Below are 19062 nucleotides of genomic sequence, written 5' to 3' on the forward strand. Positions count from 1 at the left end.
GTCTTTTTGACTCTCCTTTTTGTTTGAGAACCAGTTCCAAGTTGTAAGTTGCATGTTGCAAGAGTTGTATCCATTCTCAATTGGCAGTGCGTCGAGAGAAACGGAAGAACGATTCTTCGAGGTTACGCGTCCAGGTTTTTCGTTCTTCGTTTAGGACCACGAGATGAAGAGAGAGGGCGAGACTGACGAGATCTTATCGGTGGACGGTGGACCCAAGACGGTTGACCTGAGAGGCTTCCTGCGAAGCAGCATCACTTCCTGCGAAGGCAGCCTTGCGTCCACTGATGTTCCTCAAGTGAATTACATACCTCCCTGGCCGAGTGTCTGGCTAGCAGCGGATATCTTGTCGCAGGAATAGAGCACCCGGGCGCCAGTGCAGTGGTGACCTTTTCGGACAATAGCGTCTATTATTTTTTGGGAAACGATCTTCTTGACGGATTGCCTTTAGACACTAGAGAGAATAAACTCAGGTTTCTGTCCGAGTATCTTTCTCGTGATATTGACTATGTAGTTGAGTTTCTACGAGATATGAACGAAGATCCTTATTCAGATTTCTATGAAAGGTTGAATATGGAGGTCATCGGTCTCTACGGCCATTCCGGAGGTGGGTCCGTCGCCATACGGTATGCGCTCTCAAACAAAGAAGTTCCGATGGTCTTGGCCGATCCTACCCTTGAAGGTTTTACCATTCAGGAATTGGTTTCAGCGCTTTCAAATCCAGTATTGTTGATGACTTCAAGTGAATGGGAATCCGGTGTCAATGGCGAGTTCCTTTCAATGATTCTGGAAGACTCTGTAAAATTGAACTACAACCTACGCATAAATGGCATGAGACATGTCGACTTCGCAATGGTCAGAAATCTCTCTCCATTAACCTACTTCTTCGGCGAGACAGGAAGGTTCATGAACAAAAAAGATGCGATTAATTATCTGGACAGTGATGTGAAGTTCTTCTTTGATAGTATTTTTTTCGGTAGAAGCATTGAAGCACTTTTCAAGCTCTCGGATTCCGTGCCCGAATTCTCTTTAAGCAAGTATTAGTTTCTTCCAGTGAAGTCAGATTTTCTATTGATAATCAGTTCGGCCATCTTGAAGTCGAGAGGAGTAGTTATCTTTGGGTTAGGAACGATCGAGTCGACAGTAACCACACTGCCGCCAAACCCTATGAACAGTTGCGCATCATCAGTTGAGCTTTGAATTCCATCTGCGACTGCTCTTCTGTGTGCCTGAAGGATTCCATGAAACGTGAAGGTCTGTGGGGTCTCTGCCCGTCTGAGATTACTTCTATTCGGAACGTCGACCACTACTCCATCTTGCACCAGATATACTGTATCTGTTGCTTTTTCAGTTACTACGACTCCCGTTCCAGGAGTGACAAGTCTAAGGATTTCCGGAATCTGCTTGTTCGAAAAGAAAGGTCTTGCTGCATCGTGTATCATCACTATCTCTGGTTTGATTGTATCGCAGAACAAAAGCCCGTTGTAAACAGACTCTTGCCTTGTCTCTCCTCCAGATACGACACTTACTGAGTCAATTCCTCTTTCCTCGAGAATCTTCCTCGCCTGGCCTAACCAGTCCTTCTGAATGACCAGTACAATGAAATCAACATAAGCAGATCCGTGAAATATTTCCACGGATCTCACAAATATCTCTTTTCCTGCAAGAGACATAAACTGTTTTGGAAGGGAGCAATGCATTCTCAGCCCCCAACCACCCGCCACTATGAGTGCCCCTGTTTTCATCTGAGTAAATGAACCAGAAGTCCGCTGCGCAGTTTTGGCTCGAACCAGGTCGATTTTGGAGGCATTATCCTTCCCTGATCGGCGACAGCCAATAGTTCCTCCATCGAAGTGGGGAACATCGAAAACGCAACCGCCCAGCCGTTTGCAATTCTGTTTTCAAGAGCCTTCAGGCCCCTAATTCCGCCGACGAAATCGATCCTTGAATCCTTTCTAGGATTATCGATCCCAAGAAGAGGGCTCAGAAGGTTCTTCTGAAGTATATCGACATCCAGGCTGGAGACGGGGTCCTTCGCGTCAAACGTGCCTTCTCTTGCGGTGAGTTTGTACCACTTTCCCAAAAGGCACATTCCGAAGTCGTGTCTCTTCAAAGGCCTGAAAGGACTCTCCGGAGCATCTTCAACTTCAAAGGCACGACTGACTCTCTCTAAGAATTCCGACTCGGACAGACCATTCAGATCCTGAACTACTCTGTTATAGTCCATTATCTTAAGATGAGAGTGGGGAAACGCTACTGCCATGAAGAAGTTGTACTCTTCATCTCCCGTATGCCCCGGGTTAGATTCCTTCAGAACCTCCCTCACTCTGGAAGAAGATGCTGCACGATGGTGACCATCGGCAATATACATGCACTCGACTTCTTCAAATGCACTCCTCAGCTCCGCCACCTTTTCCTTTTCCTTAACGGCATACAGTCTATGTTCAACATCGTTTTCATCTATGACTCGCATCGACAGAGGCAATTGCTTGCAGTACTCCTGCAAAAGAGTATCAAGCTTGTCATTTGCTCTAAATGTGAGGAAGACCATTCCCGTATTTACATTGACAGTTCTTATATGCTTTTCCCTGTCTTCTTCTTTATCCTGTCTTGTGAGTTCATGCTTCTTAATTAGATCTTTCTGATACTCTTCCACACTAGCTCCACCGACTACTCCGATCTGAACATGATCTTTCATCTTCTGCCAGTAAACGTAATAAATCGGTTCCTCTTCCTGTACGAGGATTCCATCATGTAGCATTCTTTCGAAATTCTCTTTAGCCTTCATATATACCGACTCGGCATAATGATTTGATTCCATGGGAAGATCAATCTCAGCTCTGATGACATGGACGAAACTCTCAGGGCTTCTCCCAATCTCTCTGGCTTCTTCAAATGATATGACATCATAAGGCGGGCAGTTGACCTTTTGCTCCATTCCCTCAGCAGGTCTCACTGCTCTAAAAGGTCTGAAATCAGACAAGCTCTATCCCTCCTCAACAAATCGTGTATAGTAATCTCTCTGGAGATCAAATATCTCTTCTCCTTCATCATCGTATCCATGGTGGGTATAACCTAGTACATGAAGCACACCGTGTATCAAGATATAGTAGAGTTCTTCTTCAAAGGAGTTCTCAAACTCGGCAGCCTGTTCGGAGATTCTGTCGAGCGAAATTACCATATCACCAATCGTCTCTTCTTCCAAACCATACTGAAAAGAAAGAACGTCTGTTGGTTCATCTTTGTGCCTAAATTCCTTGTTTATGCTTTCAATTTCGGAATCATCCGTAAGCAGAATGTTCAGTGTTCCAATATCTCTGTCTCCAAGTTCTGCCCTAATCACCTTATCTACAATACTAGCTAATTTGCTCTCTTCTATCTTCTTCCGTGTGTTGTTTTGAATCAGAATCTCCACTGATCGACACCACCTTTTCAGTAGTCTCTTTCGGATACTCGATTCTCTGTTGATTCATGCTCATCAGAACTCTGGTGAAGGCTTCAATGATCTTCTCCAGATCATCCAGATCAAGACCACTCTGGTCAAGTTGTCTTTCATTGTAGATACCGTTGACAACCTCTTCGACCAGCTCCTGGGTTTTTGCGGGAGTAGGCTTCTTTATGCTCTTGAACGCCGCCTCTACCGAATCGGCCAGCATGATTATTCCAGACTCTTTAAACTGGGGCTTTGGACCAGGGTACCTGAAATCGTCGCTCCGCTCTTCCTGACCCAATGTCTTTGCCTTGTGAAAGAAGAATTTCTTGATTCTTGTCCCGTGATGTTCTTTGATAACGTCCTCCACAAGAAGCGGAAGCCTGTACCTTCTGGCCTGTTCGACACCCTGCTTTACGTGTTCATTTATCACAAGATTCGACATTGAAGGTGTAATATTATCGTGCGGATTTGTCCCTTCTTGCTGGTTCTCAGTGAAATATTGCGGCCGTTTCGATTTCCCTATGTCGTGAAAATACGAAGCAACTCTCGCAAGTATGGAATTCGCTCCGATTTTCTCGGCAGCGGCTTCCGAAAGGTTGGCAAGTGATATGCTGTGATAATAGGTTCCAGGTGCGTATATCGATAAATTCTTCAGCAGTGGGTGAGAGAGATTCCCCAACTCTATGAGGCCAGTGTTCGAATAGATTCTGCTTGCGTATTCCAGATAAGGAACTATTCCAATTACGATTACCGAAGAAAGAATCGGATTGGCAAAAGCAATCAGCAGATCCACCGCGTGTAAAGGCTCTCCCTGGAGTATTATTCTGATCGCGTTAATCGCCACGAATATCAAACTGACTTCAAATCCGGCTCTGGCAATTTCGATTCTTCTCTCTATTGCCCTTGTTGTAAGCGCTGTCGCCAGCACTACTACAGACAACAAGATAAAAGTCTCAAGTGAGTTATCGAGATTGGCAGATGCAAGGAACGACATAAACAATCCGCTGCCTATTCCTTCCTGATAACCTATCAGTACAGTCACCATTGACACACTGAGAAAGATTGGAGTCATCTCCGGCAATAAGGCCTCATCTGTAAGTGAGGGCACAAAGGAATTCACAAAAACCCCAAAAGCGACCACCGAAAAGAATGTTATCCTGTATGCCCTGTGAAGATTGAAGTACCTGTTGCTCCTTACGGACCTTTCAGCAAAAATATACCAGAGGATCGCCGAGCCCACAAAATATAGAAAGGGTTTTGAGGGAAGCGCAAGGAATGGCAACCTGTTCAGCAGGGCAAGAAATACGGGAAAGACAACAAAATTCGTGAGATCTTTGATATTCAGAAGTCTCTCAAGAGGGAACTGGACTTTAGGAATATCGCTATTCCTCGACCTTTTCTTCTCTTTCATACTCATCGTAAGCCTTTATAATGTCTTTCACAAGGGGATTTCTCACTACGTCCTGTTCTGTCAGGTAGGAAAACCCGACTGTAGAGATCGACCCCAATACCTTCTGCACAACAACTAGGCCCGACCCCGATTCCCTCGGAAGGTCAATCTGAGTTATGTCCCCCGTAACAACTACCCTTGATCCGAAGCCTATCCTGGTAAGAAACATCTTCATCTGCTGATAAGTGGTATTTTGAGCTTCGTCAAGAATTATGAAAGAGTTGTTCAGGGTCCTTCCTCTCATATATGCAAGAGGAACGACTTCGATTATCGAGCTCTCTCTGTAATAAGCGAGTTTCTCTGCAGGGATCATCTCCATAAGCGCGTCGTAGAGGGGCCTCAAATAAGGGTCAACTTTGTCGAGAAGAGTTCCAGGAAGATAACCCAGCTTCTCACCGGCCTCAACGGCGGGGCGAGTTAGAATTATCCGCTGTACCTTGCCTGATTTCAGGAAATCGACGGCCATTGCTACCGCCAAATAAGTCTTTCCAGTTCCGGCGGGACCGATAGAGAAGACGAGTTCCCTCTCCTTCATCATTTCCATGTAATTCTTCTGCCCGATCGTTTTGGGTCTTATTCTATTGGAAAGTAAAGTTGTCTCCTTTACTTCGTTGTAAACCCCCTTGAAACTTTCTCCATCTTCGTCGTGCTGCAGATGCTGATCAACAATATACTCAAACTCCCTCCACTCTACAAGATGGCCGTCTCTGCTCATTTGAACGAGTTCATCCACAATCTTTCCAGCTATGTCAATTCCAGTACCGTCTTCGCCTTTTATCCAGATCTCATCACCAATAATAGAAATCCTTACATCAAGTTTTTTCTGAATAAACTTGGCTTTTCGATCGTACTCTCCGAAAAGCTCGGCGACTTCAACTCCCGTGGGAAGACTGAGCTTTCGTACCGCCAAAAGAACACCTCCTACTCCAGAGATTATACATTAATATTCAGAGATAAGGAGGAATTCATGGATCGGTAATTCACTCATCATCGTCATCCAGAGCAAGTGTTCTTGCAGAGCTGTTTAGCTCTGCAAGCAGATCTCTTATCCTTCTTGTTGTGAGGCCAAATTCCCTGGCAATCTCATTTATGTCATTTCCCAGGACTTCCGAACGTTGCAATAGAAGCTCTTGCGAAACGCTCTTGTAGACCTCCTGAAGAAAGTCTTTGTAACTTGTCCCATTTACCATTCTGGCGACTATTGCCTCCTCCGCTAGAACCTTGACATTCTTCGACATGGAGGAACTGACGGAAGCTTGAACAACATCATTCACCGCCAGATACTCCTCAATCATGTTGATCAGTTCTCTCACATTTCCCGGATAGCTGTATGACAGGAATCTTTCCTTCAGGTCCTGCGGAATATTCTCAAACTTGACGAGGTATCCCTTTTTCTCAAGAATTTCGTCGAAGATTAGTGAGATATCGCTCTTCCTTTCTCTCAAAGGCGGGAGATCTATTTTCACAGCGGAAAGCCTGTATCGCAAATCATTCCTCATGGCCGAATCGTCATACCTGTTGGTTGCAGTTATAAACCGGACATCCACTTTTGTTGGTCTGGTTGCACCTACTTTGAAGAACTCCCGGTTTTCAGTTATTGCCAGTATCTTGGCCTGCAGATTCAGCGGCATGTCTCCGATTTCGTCGAGAAAGAGAGTTCCGTTGTTTGCCTGTTCGATAAGACCGACTTTCTCAGAAGTTGCGCCGGTGAAGGCGCCCTTCTTGTATCCAAACAGCTCGCTTTCCAGTAAGTTTTCCGGTATCGCCGCGCAGTTTATCGAGTAGAAAGGCCTGGAACCTCTGGGAGAGAGCTTGGCTATCACTTCTGCCAGGAGATTCTTACCAGATCCCGTCTCTCCAAGAATCATTATTGAGCCATCGTAAAACATCGAGAGAACCAGCATCTTCTTCATTTGAATGACTCTGCTGCTATTTCCAATCATCTTATCTAGATTGTCATTGACATTCTTGATAATTTCCTGAACAATCTGCCTCGAACTCTTGTAACTGCTGACCACTCGGTAATAGCCTTTGAATTCCTGCAGCTCTTCAGAATAACCCCTTATTAGGAATGCCCGAATCGGGTTGTTGTTAATCAGAATGATGTTCGTAAATGCAAAGATCCAGTCGTTAAGAACATCTTTGCTGTATTTGCTCGCGTCTATGAAAAGAATAGTCGGCATATCCTTTCCCAGACCGACCAGATAATCGAAATCAACGTCAAAAAGACTCTCAAAATGCTTTTCACACTGCATTGATTCAAGGTTTTCGCCAACCATAATAGTTCTGTAAAGCAAAACCACACCCCCCCGGGTTTTTCGTGCAGCCTCTGCGATTATACAATGCGCCGCTTTACTCAGGACTAACAAAAGACGGTGCTGGATCACCGCGCGGCGAAGATAGAGCGATGAGCTTTTCTCTTGAACGTATGCTTGATACAATACAGTCAGATATAATTATAAGAAAGTAAAGGAGGTAGAAATGGATTACAAAAGCAGTTTCCAGAGATGGCTCGATAGTCCTGCAGTCGATGAGGATACGCGTAAAGAATTACTTTCAATCGCAGAGAATGAAACCGAAATAAAGGAACGATTCTACAAGGAACTGGAGTTCGGCACAGCCGGGCTTCGTGGAAAACTAGGTGCCGGTGACAACAGAATGAACAAGTATACCGTCGCGAGGGCTACGCAGGGTCTGGCGAATCTCATTCTCTCAGGAAATCCAGAGTGGAGGGAAAGAGGCGTAGTAATTGCCCATGATTCGAGACATATGTCGCGAACATTTGCCGAGATCGCGGCGGCGGTGCTCACTGCAAACGACATCAAGGTCTATTTATTTGATGATATTAGGCCCACACCGTTGCTGTCTTTTTCGGTCCTCGAACTCTCCACCATCTCGGGAATCATGATTACCGCCAGCCACAATCCCAAAGAGTACAATGGCTATAAGCTCTACTGGGAGGACGGTGCCCAGGTTCTCTCCAATATTGCAGATCGGGTCTATGAAGAAATCCGAAGTACCGAGCTGTTCGACGGACCAAGGATGATTGAACTTGATGAAGCTCGTACTAAAGGCCTGCTAGTTGAAGTAGGAGAGGAGCTTGACGATCTCTACATATCGAAGGTCTTGTCACTAACACTGAGAGACTCGGAAGAAGAACTGGACAAGTCAATTAGAATAGTCTACACGCCTTTGAATGGCACGGGAAACGTCCCCGTCCGCCGTGTATTGCGTGAACGAGGTTTCAAAAATGTATTCGTTGTCCCAGAACAGGAGGGACCAGATCCAGACTTCTCGACGGTCGGTTATCCAAATCCCGAAGACCCAAAGGCCTTTGCACTTGCCAGAGAAGTTGGGCTGGAAAAGCGCGCCGACATTCTTCTGGCAACCGACCCGGACGCCGACAGGCTGGCAGTAATGGTGAGAAAGAATGACGATTTCGTTCCCTTGAACGGCAATCAAACTGGCGCGCTCTTTGTCAACTACCTGCTTCTCTCCATGAAAGAGAAATCCTCTCTGCCCCGGGATGGATTCATCGTGAAATCTATTGTTACAGGAGACATGGCCAAAACTATTGCGGACAACTACGGAGTGAAGACTTACGAGACTCTCACTGGATTCAAGAATATCTGCGGCAAAGCCCTCGAAATAGAAGAGAGGGGAGAGGGCAAGTTCATCTTCGGCTACGAAGAAAGCATTGGATATGTTACGGGCAACTTTGTAAGAGACAAAGATGCCGTTTCTTCATCAATGCTTCTTTGTGAAATGGCAGCTTACTTCCTGAAGAGAGGCAAGACATTACTGAACGTTCTTGACGAGCTTTTCGTCAAATACGGAGTATTTACTGAAAAGCAGATCTCGATGGTTCTAGAAGGTGTTCAGGAACAGAAGCGAGTCAGGAAAATAATGAAAGAATATCGAAAGGAATACCCAACTGAAATCGGCGATTCAAAGCTTGTGAAGTACATAGACTTTCTCAGCTCCACTGCTACTGACATTCTCAGCGGAAGGACTGTCGAAACCGGGACCCCTGCATCAGACGTAATCAAGTTTTTGTTCGACGACGGCTCATGGTACGCGATAAGGCCTTCCGGAACCGAACCGAAACTCAAGATATACATTTATACTCGAGCAAAGGAAAGAGACGAAGCCTTTGTCAGACTAGAGGGCATCGAGAAGTCAGTGCTTGGCAAGATACAATCAATATAGTGGACCTCTTTCCTGTTTGACCGGAGGCGGCGACATGAAAATTTCTAAGAATCTGATAATGATCTTCCTGGCCATATGGGCCTTTTCGTACGTACTCGGTGTGATTCTCACCGAGCGTTTCGTTACCGATCAAAGCGGATACCTCTTTGCCGCTGTTTCTCGGAGTTTTATGTGGCCGATTCTTATCGCAACTCACTTTCTCTTCCTCAGAAAGATTGAAAAAAGGGATTTTGATTACGTATGGCTTCTATCGCTCTATGCCATGTTCGCCGGCTGGATATTCTTCTCCGCCGGAGGGGTTGAAGGCCTGTCTCTGATTCTTTCGATTCCAATCGTGTTTCTTTCGGGTCAGCTTTTTAGACTGAGTAGACCGAAATACGGCGATGTGGTCAAGCACATCAAATCAGGCTATCTAGGAAGTCTTTCCTTTTCGTTCAGTCTAGTGATTCTCCTCAGCAGTCTTTCTTTCTTCTCTTCCAAAGAAACAGCCTCGGTTCTTTTGCTGTTTCTACTGATCGTTCCGGCCTTGCTACTCACTCATTTCAGAGCAGACGTTTTTTCGGGACTCGTCTTTGCCTGGTTCTCTTTCGCGACAGGTTTTGCCAATATTGGATTGGCCAGTCAGGTTGCAGTAGCGGGATTTTCACTTGGACCGATCTTTCTGCTCCTCACAATCTTCTCTTGTATTCTCGCAAGTGAAGATCCGTCAAAAAGGGTCTTTGCCACCGTCAATCCGCGCGAGCCGACGGATGAAGCAAGTCTTAGAATTGAACCCGATCCAGACGAATCTAGATTGAAATAGTGCCTCTTATCACAGTAACGGCCTTTCCAAGAACAAGAATCCTGTTATTTGGAAGCAGTTCGAGATCAAGTTCTCCTCTTCTGGAGGAGAGCTGGCAGGCACTGAGTCTTTTCCTGCCAAGTTTTGCCGACCAGAACGGCCCGAGAACAGTATGTGCCGAACCGGTAACCGGGTCTTCGTTGATTCCCACCCAGGGAGCGAAGTATCTCGAGTAGAAGTCGAACTTTTCGTCACCGGGTGAAGTGACGATCAGTCCCTTCACCGTGTATCCAAAATCACAGTTCTTAAGAAGACCAAAGTCAAACGATAGGTTCTCAAGTCTCGATTTCGAGGAGATTATGTAAAGCAGTTTTTCAGTAAGAGGCGAGTAGTAGCACTCACCTTCCACACCGATAATCCTCCCAAGCATTTCATCAATTTTCACTCTGTAAGGGTTATCAGAAGGGAAATTCATCTCTATCTTCCCGTCAACGTACTTAACTCCCAGTTTCCCGCTTTGTGTTTCGTAAGAGATCTCGCCTTTGATTCCAAGCTCGGTGAAGTGTATCCAAGCTGTGGCAAGAGTCGCATGGCCGCACATTTTTACCTCAACCTTCGGTGTGAACCATCTCAAGCCATAATTATTCTTGTCGGCACCTGGTCTTACAAATGCGGTTTCCGAAAGATTCATTTCCGATGCAATTCTTGGATATAGTCTCTCGTCGATCTCCTCATCAAGGAGACAGACCCCGGCGGGATTCCCGCCAAAAGGAACCGCCGTAAATGAATCAATTTGGTATATCCTAAGCATCCAACCACTCCCTTCTCAAAGATTATACGTCAATTGTTAAACTAAAGATAACCAAGTTCAGCCTTGAAAGGCGATCCACCCGAGTATTTCTCCCACATTCATGTGCACCGAGGGTCGTTTAATGATACAATCTTATTGAGACAAATTCTCAATAAGGGTGATGTCAATGGTCGTTCCTCTGTCAAGAATGTGTGAAGGAGAAATGGGCAAGATAAGAAAACTGGAGCTTCCTCCTCTAACAAGAGAGAGACTGTGTGGTCTCGGTTTCGTAAGTGGTGAAGAGATCCAGCTGGTAAAAGTGGCCCCCTTCGGAGACCCAAAAGTATTCAGAATAAAGGGAACTGACATTACCCTTAGAGAGGACATTTCGATGTGGATTCTTGTCGAAACCTCCTCCGTTCCGCTTTCATATGCTTCAAATGGAGAATACTTCGTCAGCATCATTAATGGTGGAATGGGCTTCAGGGAGAGACTGCGGATGGTTGGGATAGAAGTAGGCAAGAAAATCACTGTTACCGGCAACATTGGAAAGAGAATCGAGATAAACGCAAATGGTATCCGTTCCGCACTTTCGCGAGGCCAGGCAATGAGAATCATAGTTAGGGAGAGATAAATTCAGTCGTGGAAAATCATCGAGACGGAATCGAGTCAAGAAAATCTACAATAGCACTTCTAGGAAACCCAAATGTTGGGAAAACAAGTATATTTAACGCTCTCACCGGTTCAAGACAGGTAGTTGCAAACTGGCCCGGCGTTACCGTTGAAAAGAGAGCCGGAGTGATGAAGCATCACAATCACACCGTGGATGTTGTTGATCTGCCAGGCACTTATACTCTGGGTGCCACCAGTCTCGATGAAAAAATAGCTAGGGATTTCCTTGTGAATGAGAAGCCAGGTGTCGCAATGGTCATAGGTGATGCCGTCAACCTGGAAAGAAGTCTCTATCTTCTTCTTCAAGTTCTTGAGCTTCGCGGAGATGTAGTTCTTGCAGTAAACGCAGTCGACGAAGCGAGGAAAGCAGGCTTTGAGATCGACAAGAACGAGCTTTCGAAGCAGCTTGGCATTCCGGTTGTCGTTACCTCGGCGGTCACAGGCGAAGGTATCGAAGAGTTGAAGAATACTCTTGCGAAGAGTACCAAGAGCAGCAGCCATGTCCACTATCTTTTCTCTGATGAAGTGGAAGCTCACCTTAGGGATCTATCCGAGAGAATAAGGGGAAACCCTTCTCTGGCAGGATTTGACGAACGTTGGCTTTCGATAAAGCTCCTGGAAAGGGACTACGAAGTTCAAAAAATAACGGGAATAACTCTGGACTACGACTTCTCTGTGGAAATCGCCGAAACTCGCTACAAATATATAAAGAGGATCCTTTCCACATCGGTCAAGGGTAAAGAAAAGATAGGGTGGAATTTTTCTGAAGCAATAGATCACGTTATGACTCATAGATTTCTTGGGATTTTGATATTCCTTGCGGTTATGTACATCATCTTCCAGCTGACCTTCACTATCTCAGGACCCTTATCGATTATGATTGAAGAACTGCTCGGAAGCCTGGGTCGCGCATTTGGCGGCTTCATCGGCGTAGATTGGCTTCGTTCTCTCGTTGTTGAGGGAATAATAGGAGGCGTCGGAGCCGTTTTGGTCTTCGTGCCTAACATTTTCATACTTTTCCTAGCGCTTGGAATTCTTGAAGAAACCGGCTACTTGCCTAGAGCAGCCTTTGTTATTGATAGACCAATGTACGCAATGAAACTCAGCGGGCGCTCATTCATATCTATGCTCCTTGGATTTGGATGTAATGTTTCATCTATTATGTCGACAAGATCGATCTCCGAACCAAAAGAGCGAATAGTTACCATTCTTGTCTCACCTTTTATCTCTTGTAGCGCGAGGCTTCCCGTCTATGTTTTGATTGCAGGCACCTTCTTCGGCGCAAGAGCCGGTGTAGTGATTTTCTTCCTGTACGTTTTGAGCATTGTTATAACGGTGCTCTCGGCGCTGCTGATCAACAAGCTCTTCTTCAAGGGTGAGCCTTCCACATTGATAATGGAGCTTCCACGTTATAGGAAACCGAGGCTCAGTTCAATAATCCTCTATACCTGGAACAAGGGGCGTCACTTTCTCGAAAAGGCCGGTACGATAATACTTGGCGCCTCTGTTGTAATATGGTTTCTCAGTTACTTTCCCTCAGAAGGGACAGGGAGTTTCGCCGCCATGATCGGGAAATCACTTGAACCGCTGTTCATACCCCTGGGTTACACGTGGGAAATGATAACCAGTTTGGTTTTCGGAATAGCCGCAAAGGAAGTCATCGTTTCATCGCTCACAACGTTCTCTGGAAATCTTAGCGTCTCAGGAAGCTCCCTTGGTGCTATAAGAACGTTGATTACACCCGAAGTAGCTTTGAGCTTCCTTGTTTTTGTACTTCTGTATGTTCCGTGCATGCCAACACTTGCAGTGATAAAGAATGAAACCGGAAGCCACAAATATGTATTCTTCTCCGTCTTCTACAGTCTTGCCGTTGCCTATATCGTTGCACTAATCGTAAGAATAGTTGGGGGACTACTATGAGAGGCAGGTCGATAACATTCTGGCTCATATTCGGTGGAGTACTCTTTGCAGCTCTAGCGATAAACTCATTCTACGGATTGCTTCTGACTGATCACGATCCGTTTCTTGCCACCACCATCGGCATAAACTCCGCTATCTACTTTTTTGGAATTGCTGAGAAGAAAAGCGATGTCAGAAAACGGTATTCACATCTGTTGGTTGGAAGCTTCTTCTCCTATGTGCTCTCAATATACCAGGTTCTTGTGGTATTTAGTGTCTGGCTGGAGGGATTAGTGATCTCAAGTTGCCTGTTGACTACTGAGGTATTGAACCTCCCTCTCATTGTATCCGGCTTTGCCATATCCTTTCTTTTTGACTTCGCAAAGAAGCAGTTCGAGACGAACAATTTCTAAGAATTCCTCTGGTGGAAACTCTCAAACACTATTTGAGCTTAATATGGTAATATGATTTGTGTTGTGGAGGTGATTGCATGGCACTCGTTTACGTGGTCGATGACGAGCTAAATGTCAGGCGAATTGTCAAAAAGGCCATGGAGAACGAAGACAACGAAGTGCATACTTTCGTTACAGCTGAGGAAGCCCTGGAAGAAATAGAGAAGCGGAAGCCAGACCTCCTGTTCACCGATCTGAGTTTGCCTTCAATGAATGGAATTCAATTTCTCAACGAACTGAAGAATAGAGCTTACTCAATACCCGTAATAGTTGTCTCCTCGGATATATCTCCCGAATCGATGAGAAGTGCATTCAAAGCAGGCATAGTTGATTTCCTGACAAAGCCTTTTACGCCCCAGGAAATCAGAGATGCTTTCGAGCTTGCCCTCAGAGAACAAGACAGCATATACAAGCGTGCACGAGAAATAAGAAAATTGATCGAAGAAGGTGAAACCGGTAGCGCGGAATCGCTAATGAGCAAACTGTTCTCAGATTTTCCCGACTCCCCGTTTCCACACTTTCTTTACGCTCTGCTGGTGGCAAAGGACAAACCCAAACTAGCTATCAAACACCTTAAGGCCTCGCTTTCGCTTGACGGAGATTTTAAAGAAGCTTCAGACGAATTGAAGAAATTGGAGGAGTAAGCATGCCTTTCATGAAGGGTGCGATCAAAAAAGATGAGTACTATGTTGTTATCTTCGGATGCGGAAGGCTGGGATCGAGAATGGCCAACTGGCTCTCTTCAATAGGTTGCAGTGTGGTTGTAGTAGACAGGAACGAGTCTTCTTTCGATGCTCTCTCATATGAATTCACTGGATTCAACATCCTCGGGGACGCAACGGAGCTTGATGTTCTGAAAGAAGCCAAGCTCGACAAGGCTGATGTCGCTTTGGTGCTTACCACAGACGACAACACGAACTTGATGATCTCGATGTCAGCAAAGGAGTATTTCGAAGTTCCTCGGGTTGTTGCAAGAGCTTATGACCCGAATAACATCCAGATGTTCTCGGACTTTGGAATAGAAGTGATCTGCCCAACTCTGTTAGCCGTCGAAAACGTAAAGAATGCGCTCTACTTCATCAGCGGTGATGAAAAATGAAGATTGTGCTGATCGGCGGAGAGAAGATTGCCTACCACCTCGCTAGAAGGTTCTTAAGCAAAGGTCATAACGTGATGATAGTAAACAAGAATGAGAGGCTCTGCGACGAAATGGCTAAGAAGCTCCGAGCAGTCATCGTGAGAGGCGATGGAAGCAAGAGATACGTTTTGGAGCAACTTGAGCTTGACCGGTCCGACCTCTTTGTGGCCTTAACGCCGTACGATCAGGACAATCTAGTTGCTTGTCTGACGGCTTCAAGAGTGTATGGAATTGAGAGGCCGGTTGCCATGGTGAATGACCCCGACAATAAGGCCGTCTTCGAGAAGATGGGTATAAAGAGCGTAGTCAGTCCGACTGAAATCCTTGGAGTGGCTCTTGAAGACAGCCTCTTCAGAGAACATATCACTAACCTTCTCCCCTCATCCGAAAAAGTGTCAATTCTCAGAATAGAAATGACAGAGAAGTCTCCAATTCTTGGAGAAGCGATCAAAGACATTCCGCTTCCTAACGAAAGCGTCATTGGGGCAATAGTCAGGGATGACGAAGTAGTTATTCCGAGGGGAAACACAGTTATTGAAATGGGTGATGTCCTTCTGGTGCTGAGCAGTCCCATTGTCCAATCTTCTGTATTCGAAACTCTTCTAGGAGAGGTGTAGATGTTTCAGAATCTTTTGAAACAGAGATATAGACTTGTCTTTGGATACCTCGGGAATCTCTTTGTATTCTTTCCAGTTGTGTTGTTGATCCCATTACTATATTGCATCGGGAATCCCGATGTCTTTGTCCAGAGTCTCGCCTTTATAACCACGGCTGTGCTGAGCTTTGCCATGGGACTGATGCTTAAGCTGACTATGAGAGTACGTCCCGGATCACCGATAACCATCCAGGAAGGCGCGATAGTGGTCCTTTTCTCCTGGGTGATAGCTATCCTCCTGTCCGCTCTCCCGTTTATCATTGGCGGTCATCTGAATTTCACCCAGGCAGTATTTGAATCAACCAGCGGTTGGACCACGACAGGTTTGACCCTGGTAGATGTTGAAACGCTTCCCGAAACTTTCCTTCTTTGGAGAAGCATTATGCAGTACCTTGGAGGAGCCGGTATTGCGATTATCATGATGTCTGCAATTCTTGGACCAGCCGGACTTGGCCTCTACAAAGCCGAAGGACGGATGGACAATCTAGTTCCTAATATCAAGAGCTCAACGAGAACAATCGCGGTAATATACGGTTCATATGCTCTGGCCGGCGTAATAATGTACAGACTGGCCGGCATGAGTTTCTTCGATGCGGTGAACCACTCATTGACCGCTCTGGCAACAGGGGGGTTTTCGACTCGATCTGGGTCTATCGGAGAATTCAACAGTGTTTCTATTGAAATCATAACGATCATCCTTATGCTGCTTGGAGCTACTGGATTTGGAATTCATTACACGCTCTGGAAGAAGAACTTCAGAGCCTTTTGGAACAACGGGGAACCCAAGCTGATGTTCATTATTCTCGCGATTTTCACTCCATTCCTGATGACTGGAACTCTGGCAGTATTTTACTCTTCGGGAGCAGAGCAATTCCGACACAGTCTCTTTCAGACTGTGTCTGCTCTCACTGGCACGGGTTTCTCCACCGTTGACTTTGTGCCCTGGAATCATTATGGAATCTACTTGATTGTGCTGCTGATGATATTCGGCGGTGATCTTGATTCAACCTCGGGCGGTCTCAAGCAGTACAGATTGTTCGCATTAATAAAGATACTCTGGCTGGAAATAAGAAGGTATTTCCTTCCGAAGGACGCGATCCTGAAGCAGGAGATTTGGAAAGGTGAAACTCGAAGATACATAGACAACTCTCTCGTGAAAGAGATCTTGCTCGTCTTCTCTCTGTACTTTTCGACCTATGCCGTCGGCACGGGAGTACTGATGTCATATGGCCACTCGATGGCCTTTTCGGCCTTCGAATATGCTTCTGCCTTGAGTACCGTGGGCCTCTCGGTAGGGATAACTGCCCCGGGAGCGCCTGCAGGACTTTTATGGACCGAGACAATTGGCATGTTTCTTGGAAGACTCGAGTTTCTGGTTGTCATATATGCTATAACTAAGTTATTGAGAGATGGAAAGATCTTATTTAGAAGACGGAGGAATGCATAAAGTCATGATTAACAGAATAAAAGGTACTCAGGACATTGCCTTTGAAGATATTGAGTACTGGCACTTCGTCGAAGAGGCAATCAGAAATATCTCCCATAAGTACGCATTCACCGAAATACGAACCCCCATATTCGAAGCGACCGAGCTTTTCGAGAGGAGCGTTGGCGAATCGACGGATGTCGTTCAGAAAGAGATGTACACATTTGAAGACAAAGGCGGCAGATCCATAACTCTTAGACCAGAAGGAACTGCAGGTGTTGCGAGAGCGTTCATTGAAAACTCCTTCGTAAATCTAGGGTCCCCTGTTAAACTCTTCTACAACGGTCCAATGTTCCGTTATGAGAAGCCGCAGGCCGGAAGGTTGCGGCAGTTTCATCAGTTCGGTGCCGAGATATTGGGTTCCGAGAGTCCTTTGGCCGACTTCGAGATAATCGAGATGGCCTATAGCTTTCTCAAAGAACTGAAGATCAACAATGCAAAGCTTTTCATAAACTCAATCGGTTGCCCTGCATGCAGAGAGGATTACAAGACCGCCCTCAAAGAATATTATAGCGACAAACTTCCAGGGATGTGTCCCGATTGTCAGCGCAGATACGACACCAACGTTCTTAGGTTGCTCGATTGCAAGATCGATAAGGAACTGGTTCACGGAGCTCCGGGGATTTTAGAGTACCTTGACAGCGATTGCAGGAGCCATTTCGAGGAACTACAGTGGTATCTGCAGAGAGCAGGAATTGAGTATGAGGTGGATCAGTTTCTGGTGCGTGGACTTGACTATTACACGCGAACTGCCTTTGAAATAAGATCTTCTTCCCTCGGGAGCCAGGATCAACTGGTCGGCGGTGGACGATACGACGGTCTGGTCGAATACATAGGAGGAAAGAGCTGCCCTGCAGTTGGTTTTGCAATAGGCCTTGAGAGAATTGTGATGCTTCTCAAGTCAGAAAGCGTGAAGATCAATGGACCGGAAACCTCCGAAGTGGCTATTCTGGCTTTCGGAAGAGAAGAAAGCGTGAGGGGATTTGACTACGCCAGAAGGCTCCGCAAGATGGGTGTATCGACGTTCGTTGATGTAATGGAGAGAAATATGCGCAACAAGATGAAACATGCGGCAAGAATAGGGGCAAAAATTTCTCTTTTGATTGGAAAGGAAGAAATTGAAAGAGACATTGTAACCATCAAAGTGATGAATGATGGTTCTCAGTTCCAAGTGGATAGCGACTATATGGCAGATTACGTAGTAGATAAGTTAAGAGATATTTCGTAAAACTCGTAACTTAAGTTGTCTGAGAAAGGAAACAGATAATAATCGTTGTTATTTACCTATAATCCCTTGATTTATCTTCCTGGAGTGTGATATCATCTACTTGAGTAGGAAATCATGCCCAGGAGGTTTTTACCATGAACAACGAGGAAATACAGTCCTTTCTAAGCAACGACCCGACGATTCAGGATCTTCGTCGTTATGCGAAGATGATAGGAATCAATCTCAAGAGAACAATGCGAAAGAAGGATATTGCTCGCGCACTGAAGAAGTATGCTCAGAAAAGCAGTCAACAATCCAGCAGCATTCCAGTTAAGAGCCCCTCTGAAATTCTTCGTCCGTCAAAACCCGTCGACGCGCAAATACCTTCATCGTACTCTCGCGACTTTGTCTCGATTCACCCGATTAATCCCTACTGGGTGTATGTGATGTGGGATCTATCGGAATGGACCGCCAGAAACCTTGCGAGTTCTTCATCAAAGCTTCTGGTAAGAGTCAGCGACATTACCAACATTATTTACGATGGAAAAAACGCTCACAGATTCAAAGAAGCAGACATCTCGGTCGACGCCGGGAGCTGGTACTTTCAGATTGATTTTCCGGACGCAGATTACATTGCTGAAATTGGCTACTATGGTGACGGACATTTCAAGAGTGTGTTGAAGTCCAGAATTGCGAGAACCCCCAGGAATTCACCAAGATTCACAGACCATGAAATCTGGGTGGACTTGAAGAAGGGATCGAGAAGAGAACAAAAAGCTTCACAAGAGCAATTCACTTTCGGAAAGCTCGCTAAGTCCTCTGGACCATCCGACAATCCCTCTTCCGATGAGTTCATAAAGACTATCTCGAAGAGCAAGAGTGGAAGGTGATTG

Annotated in this window: 19 protein-coding genes; 12 read left to right on the top strand and 7 right to left on the bottom strand. The window is 45.7% G+C overall.

Features of this window, described 5'->3' with window-relative positions; translation table 11 throughout:
* The first annotated feature begins 378 nt into the window (after positions 1-378).
* Positions 379-1041, top strand: coding sequence for a hypothetical protein (locus B3K42_RS12830; RefSeq protein ID WP_220026607.1), 663 nt, complete (start codon positions 379-381; stop codon positions 1039-1041).
* Here B3K42_RS12830 and B3K42_RS12835 read toward each other — a convergent pair.
* The 6 genes from B3K42_RS12835 to B3K42_RS12860 all read right to left on the bottom strand — a co-directional run bounded on the left by B3K42_RS12835 (position 1038) and on the right by B3K42_RS12860 (position 7177).
* The gene (locus B3K42_RS12835) at positions 1038-1742 is read right to left on the bottom strand and encodes an IspD/TarI family cytidylyltransferase (RefSeq protein ID WP_292599159.1); all 705 of its coding nucleotides are present in this window, start codon (positions 1740-1742) and stop codon (positions 1038-1040) included. The two genes, B3K42_RS12830 and B3K42_RS12835, sit on opposite strands and share 4 nt — an antisense overlap.
* Entirely contained in the window at positions 1739-2980 is a 1242-nt protein-coding gene (locus B3K42_RS12840) for a DUF1015 domain-containing protein (RefSeq protein ID WP_110990580.1), read from the bottom strand. The genes B3K42_RS12835 and B3K42_RS12840 overlap by 4 nt, the downstream gene beginning before the upstream one ends.
* 3 nt (positions 2981-2983) lie before the next feature.
* A complete protein-coding gene (gene ybeY / locus B3K42_RS12845) occupies positions 2984-3412 on the bottom strand; it encodes an rRNA maturation RNase YbeY (protein WP_110990581.1) in 429 nt (142 codons plus the stop codon).
* Complete coding sequence (locus tag B3K42_RS12850) at positions 3354-4847, bottom strand: HDIG domain-containing metalloprotein (RefSeq protein ID WP_110990582.1); 1494 nt, start codon at positions 4845-4847, stop codon at positions 3354-3356. Before B3K42_RS12850 ends, ybeY begins: the two co-directional genes overlap by 59 nt.
* Entirely contained in the window at positions 4813-5790 is a 978-nt protein-coding gene (locus B3K42_RS12855) for a PhoH family protein (protein WP_292599161.1), read from the bottom strand. The genes B3K42_RS12850 and B3K42_RS12855 overlap by 35 nt, the downstream gene beginning before the upstream one ends.
* 70 nt (positions 5791-5860) lie before the next feature.
* Positions 5861-7177, bottom strand: coding sequence for a sigma 54-interacting transcriptional regulator (locus B3K42_RS12860; RefSeq protein ID WP_292599163.1), 1317 nt, complete (start codon positions 7175-7177; stop codon positions 5861-5863).
* Positions 7178-7361: 184 nt separating this feature from the next.
* On the opposite strand from B3K42_RS12860, the gene B3K42_RS12865 reads away from it, so the two are divergent.
* Both B3K42_RS12865 and B3K42_RS12870 read left to right on the top strand, forming a co-directional pair.
* Complete coding sequence (locus B3K42_RS12865) at positions 7362-9089, top strand: phospho-sugar mutase (RefSeq protein ID WP_292599165.1); 1728 nt, start codon at positions 7362-7364, stop codon at positions 9087-9089.
* A gap of 34 nt (positions 9090-9123) precedes the next feature.
* On the top strand, positions 9124-9891 hold the full coding sequence (locus tag B3K42_RS12870; RefSeq protein ID WP_292599167.1) for a hypothetical protein: 768 nt from the start codon (positions 9124-9126) through the stop codon (positions 9889-9891).
* On the opposite strand, the gene B3K42_RS12875 is transcribed toward B3K42_RS12870, so the two are convergent.
* The gene (locus B3K42_RS12875) at positions 9878-10681 is read right to left on the bottom strand and encodes a PhzF family phenazine biosynthesis protein (RefSeq protein WP_292599168.1); all 804 of its coding nucleotides are present in this window, start codon (positions 10679-10681) and stop codon (positions 9878-9880) included. The two genes, B3K42_RS12870 and B3K42_RS12875, sit on opposite strands and share 14 nt — an antisense overlap.
* A 166-nt stretch (positions 10682-10847) precedes the next feature.
* On the opposite strand from B3K42_RS12875, the gene B3K42_RS12880 reads away from it, so the two are divergent.
* The 9 genes from B3K42_RS12880 (at position 10848) to B3K42_RS12920 (ending at position 19059) form a co-directional block, all read left to right on the top strand.
* Positions 10848-11294, top strand: coding sequence for a FeoA family protein (locus B3K42_RS12880; protein ID WP_292599170.1), 447 nt, complete (start codon positions 10848-10850; stop codon positions 11292-11294).
* Positions 11295-11302: 8 nt separating this feature from the next.
* Positions 11303-13252 carry a ferrous iron transport protein B gene (feoB, locus tag B3K42_RS12885; RefSeq protein ID WP_292599172.1) on the top strand — a complete coding sequence of 650 codons (1950 nt, stop codon included), beginning with the start codon at positions 11303-11305 and terminating at the stop codon, positions 13250-13252.
* A complete protein-coding gene (locus B3K42_RS12890) occupies positions 13249-13644 on the top strand; it encodes a hypothetical protein (protein ID WP_292599174.1) in 396 nt (131 codons plus the stop codon). Before feoB ends, B3K42_RS12890 begins: the two co-directional genes overlap by 4 nt.
* Before the next feature lie 77 nt (positions 13645-13721).
* A complete protein-coding gene (locus tag B3K42_RS12895; protein WP_292599176.1) occupies positions 13722-14327 on the top strand; it encodes a response regulator in 606 nt (201 codons plus the stop codon).
* Between the two features lie 2 nt (positions 14328-14329).
* Positions 14330-14782, top strand: coding sequence for a potassium channel family protein (locus B3K42_RS12900; RefSeq protein WP_292599178.1), 453 nt, complete (start codon positions 14330-14332; stop codon positions 14780-14782).
* Complete coding sequence (locus B3K42_RS12905) at positions 14779-15438, top strand: potassium channel family protein (RefSeq protein ID WP_292599180.1); 660 nt, start codon at positions 14779-14781, stop codon at positions 15436-15438. The genes B3K42_RS12900 and B3K42_RS12905 overlap by 4 nt, the downstream gene beginning before the upstream one ends.
* On the top strand, positions 15439-16923 hold the full coding sequence (locus B3K42_RS12910; RefSeq protein WP_292599182.1) for a TrkH family potassium uptake protein: 1485 nt from the start codon (positions 15439-15441) through the stop codon (positions 16921-16923).
* On the top strand, positions 16916-18190 hold the full coding sequence (hisS, locus tag B3K42_RS12915; RefSeq protein ID WP_292599184.1) for a histidine--tRNA ligase: 1275 nt from the start codon (positions 16916-16918) through the stop codon (positions 18188-18190). Before B3K42_RS12910 ends, hisS begins: the two co-directional genes overlap by 8 nt.
* A 134-nt stretch (positions 18191-18324) precedes the next feature.
* On the top strand, positions 18325-19059 hold the full coding sequence (locus B3K42_RS12920) for a DUF4912 domain-containing protein (protein ID WP_292599186.1): 735 nt from the start codon (positions 18325-18327) through the stop codon (positions 19057-19059).
* Positions 19060-19062: the final 3 nt, after the last annotated feature.

This window comes from Mesotoga sp. UBA6090, assembly GCF_002435945.1.
In the GTDB taxonomy this organism is placed as follows: Bacteria; Thermotogota; Thermotogae; order Petrotogales; family Kosmotogaceae; genus Mesotoga.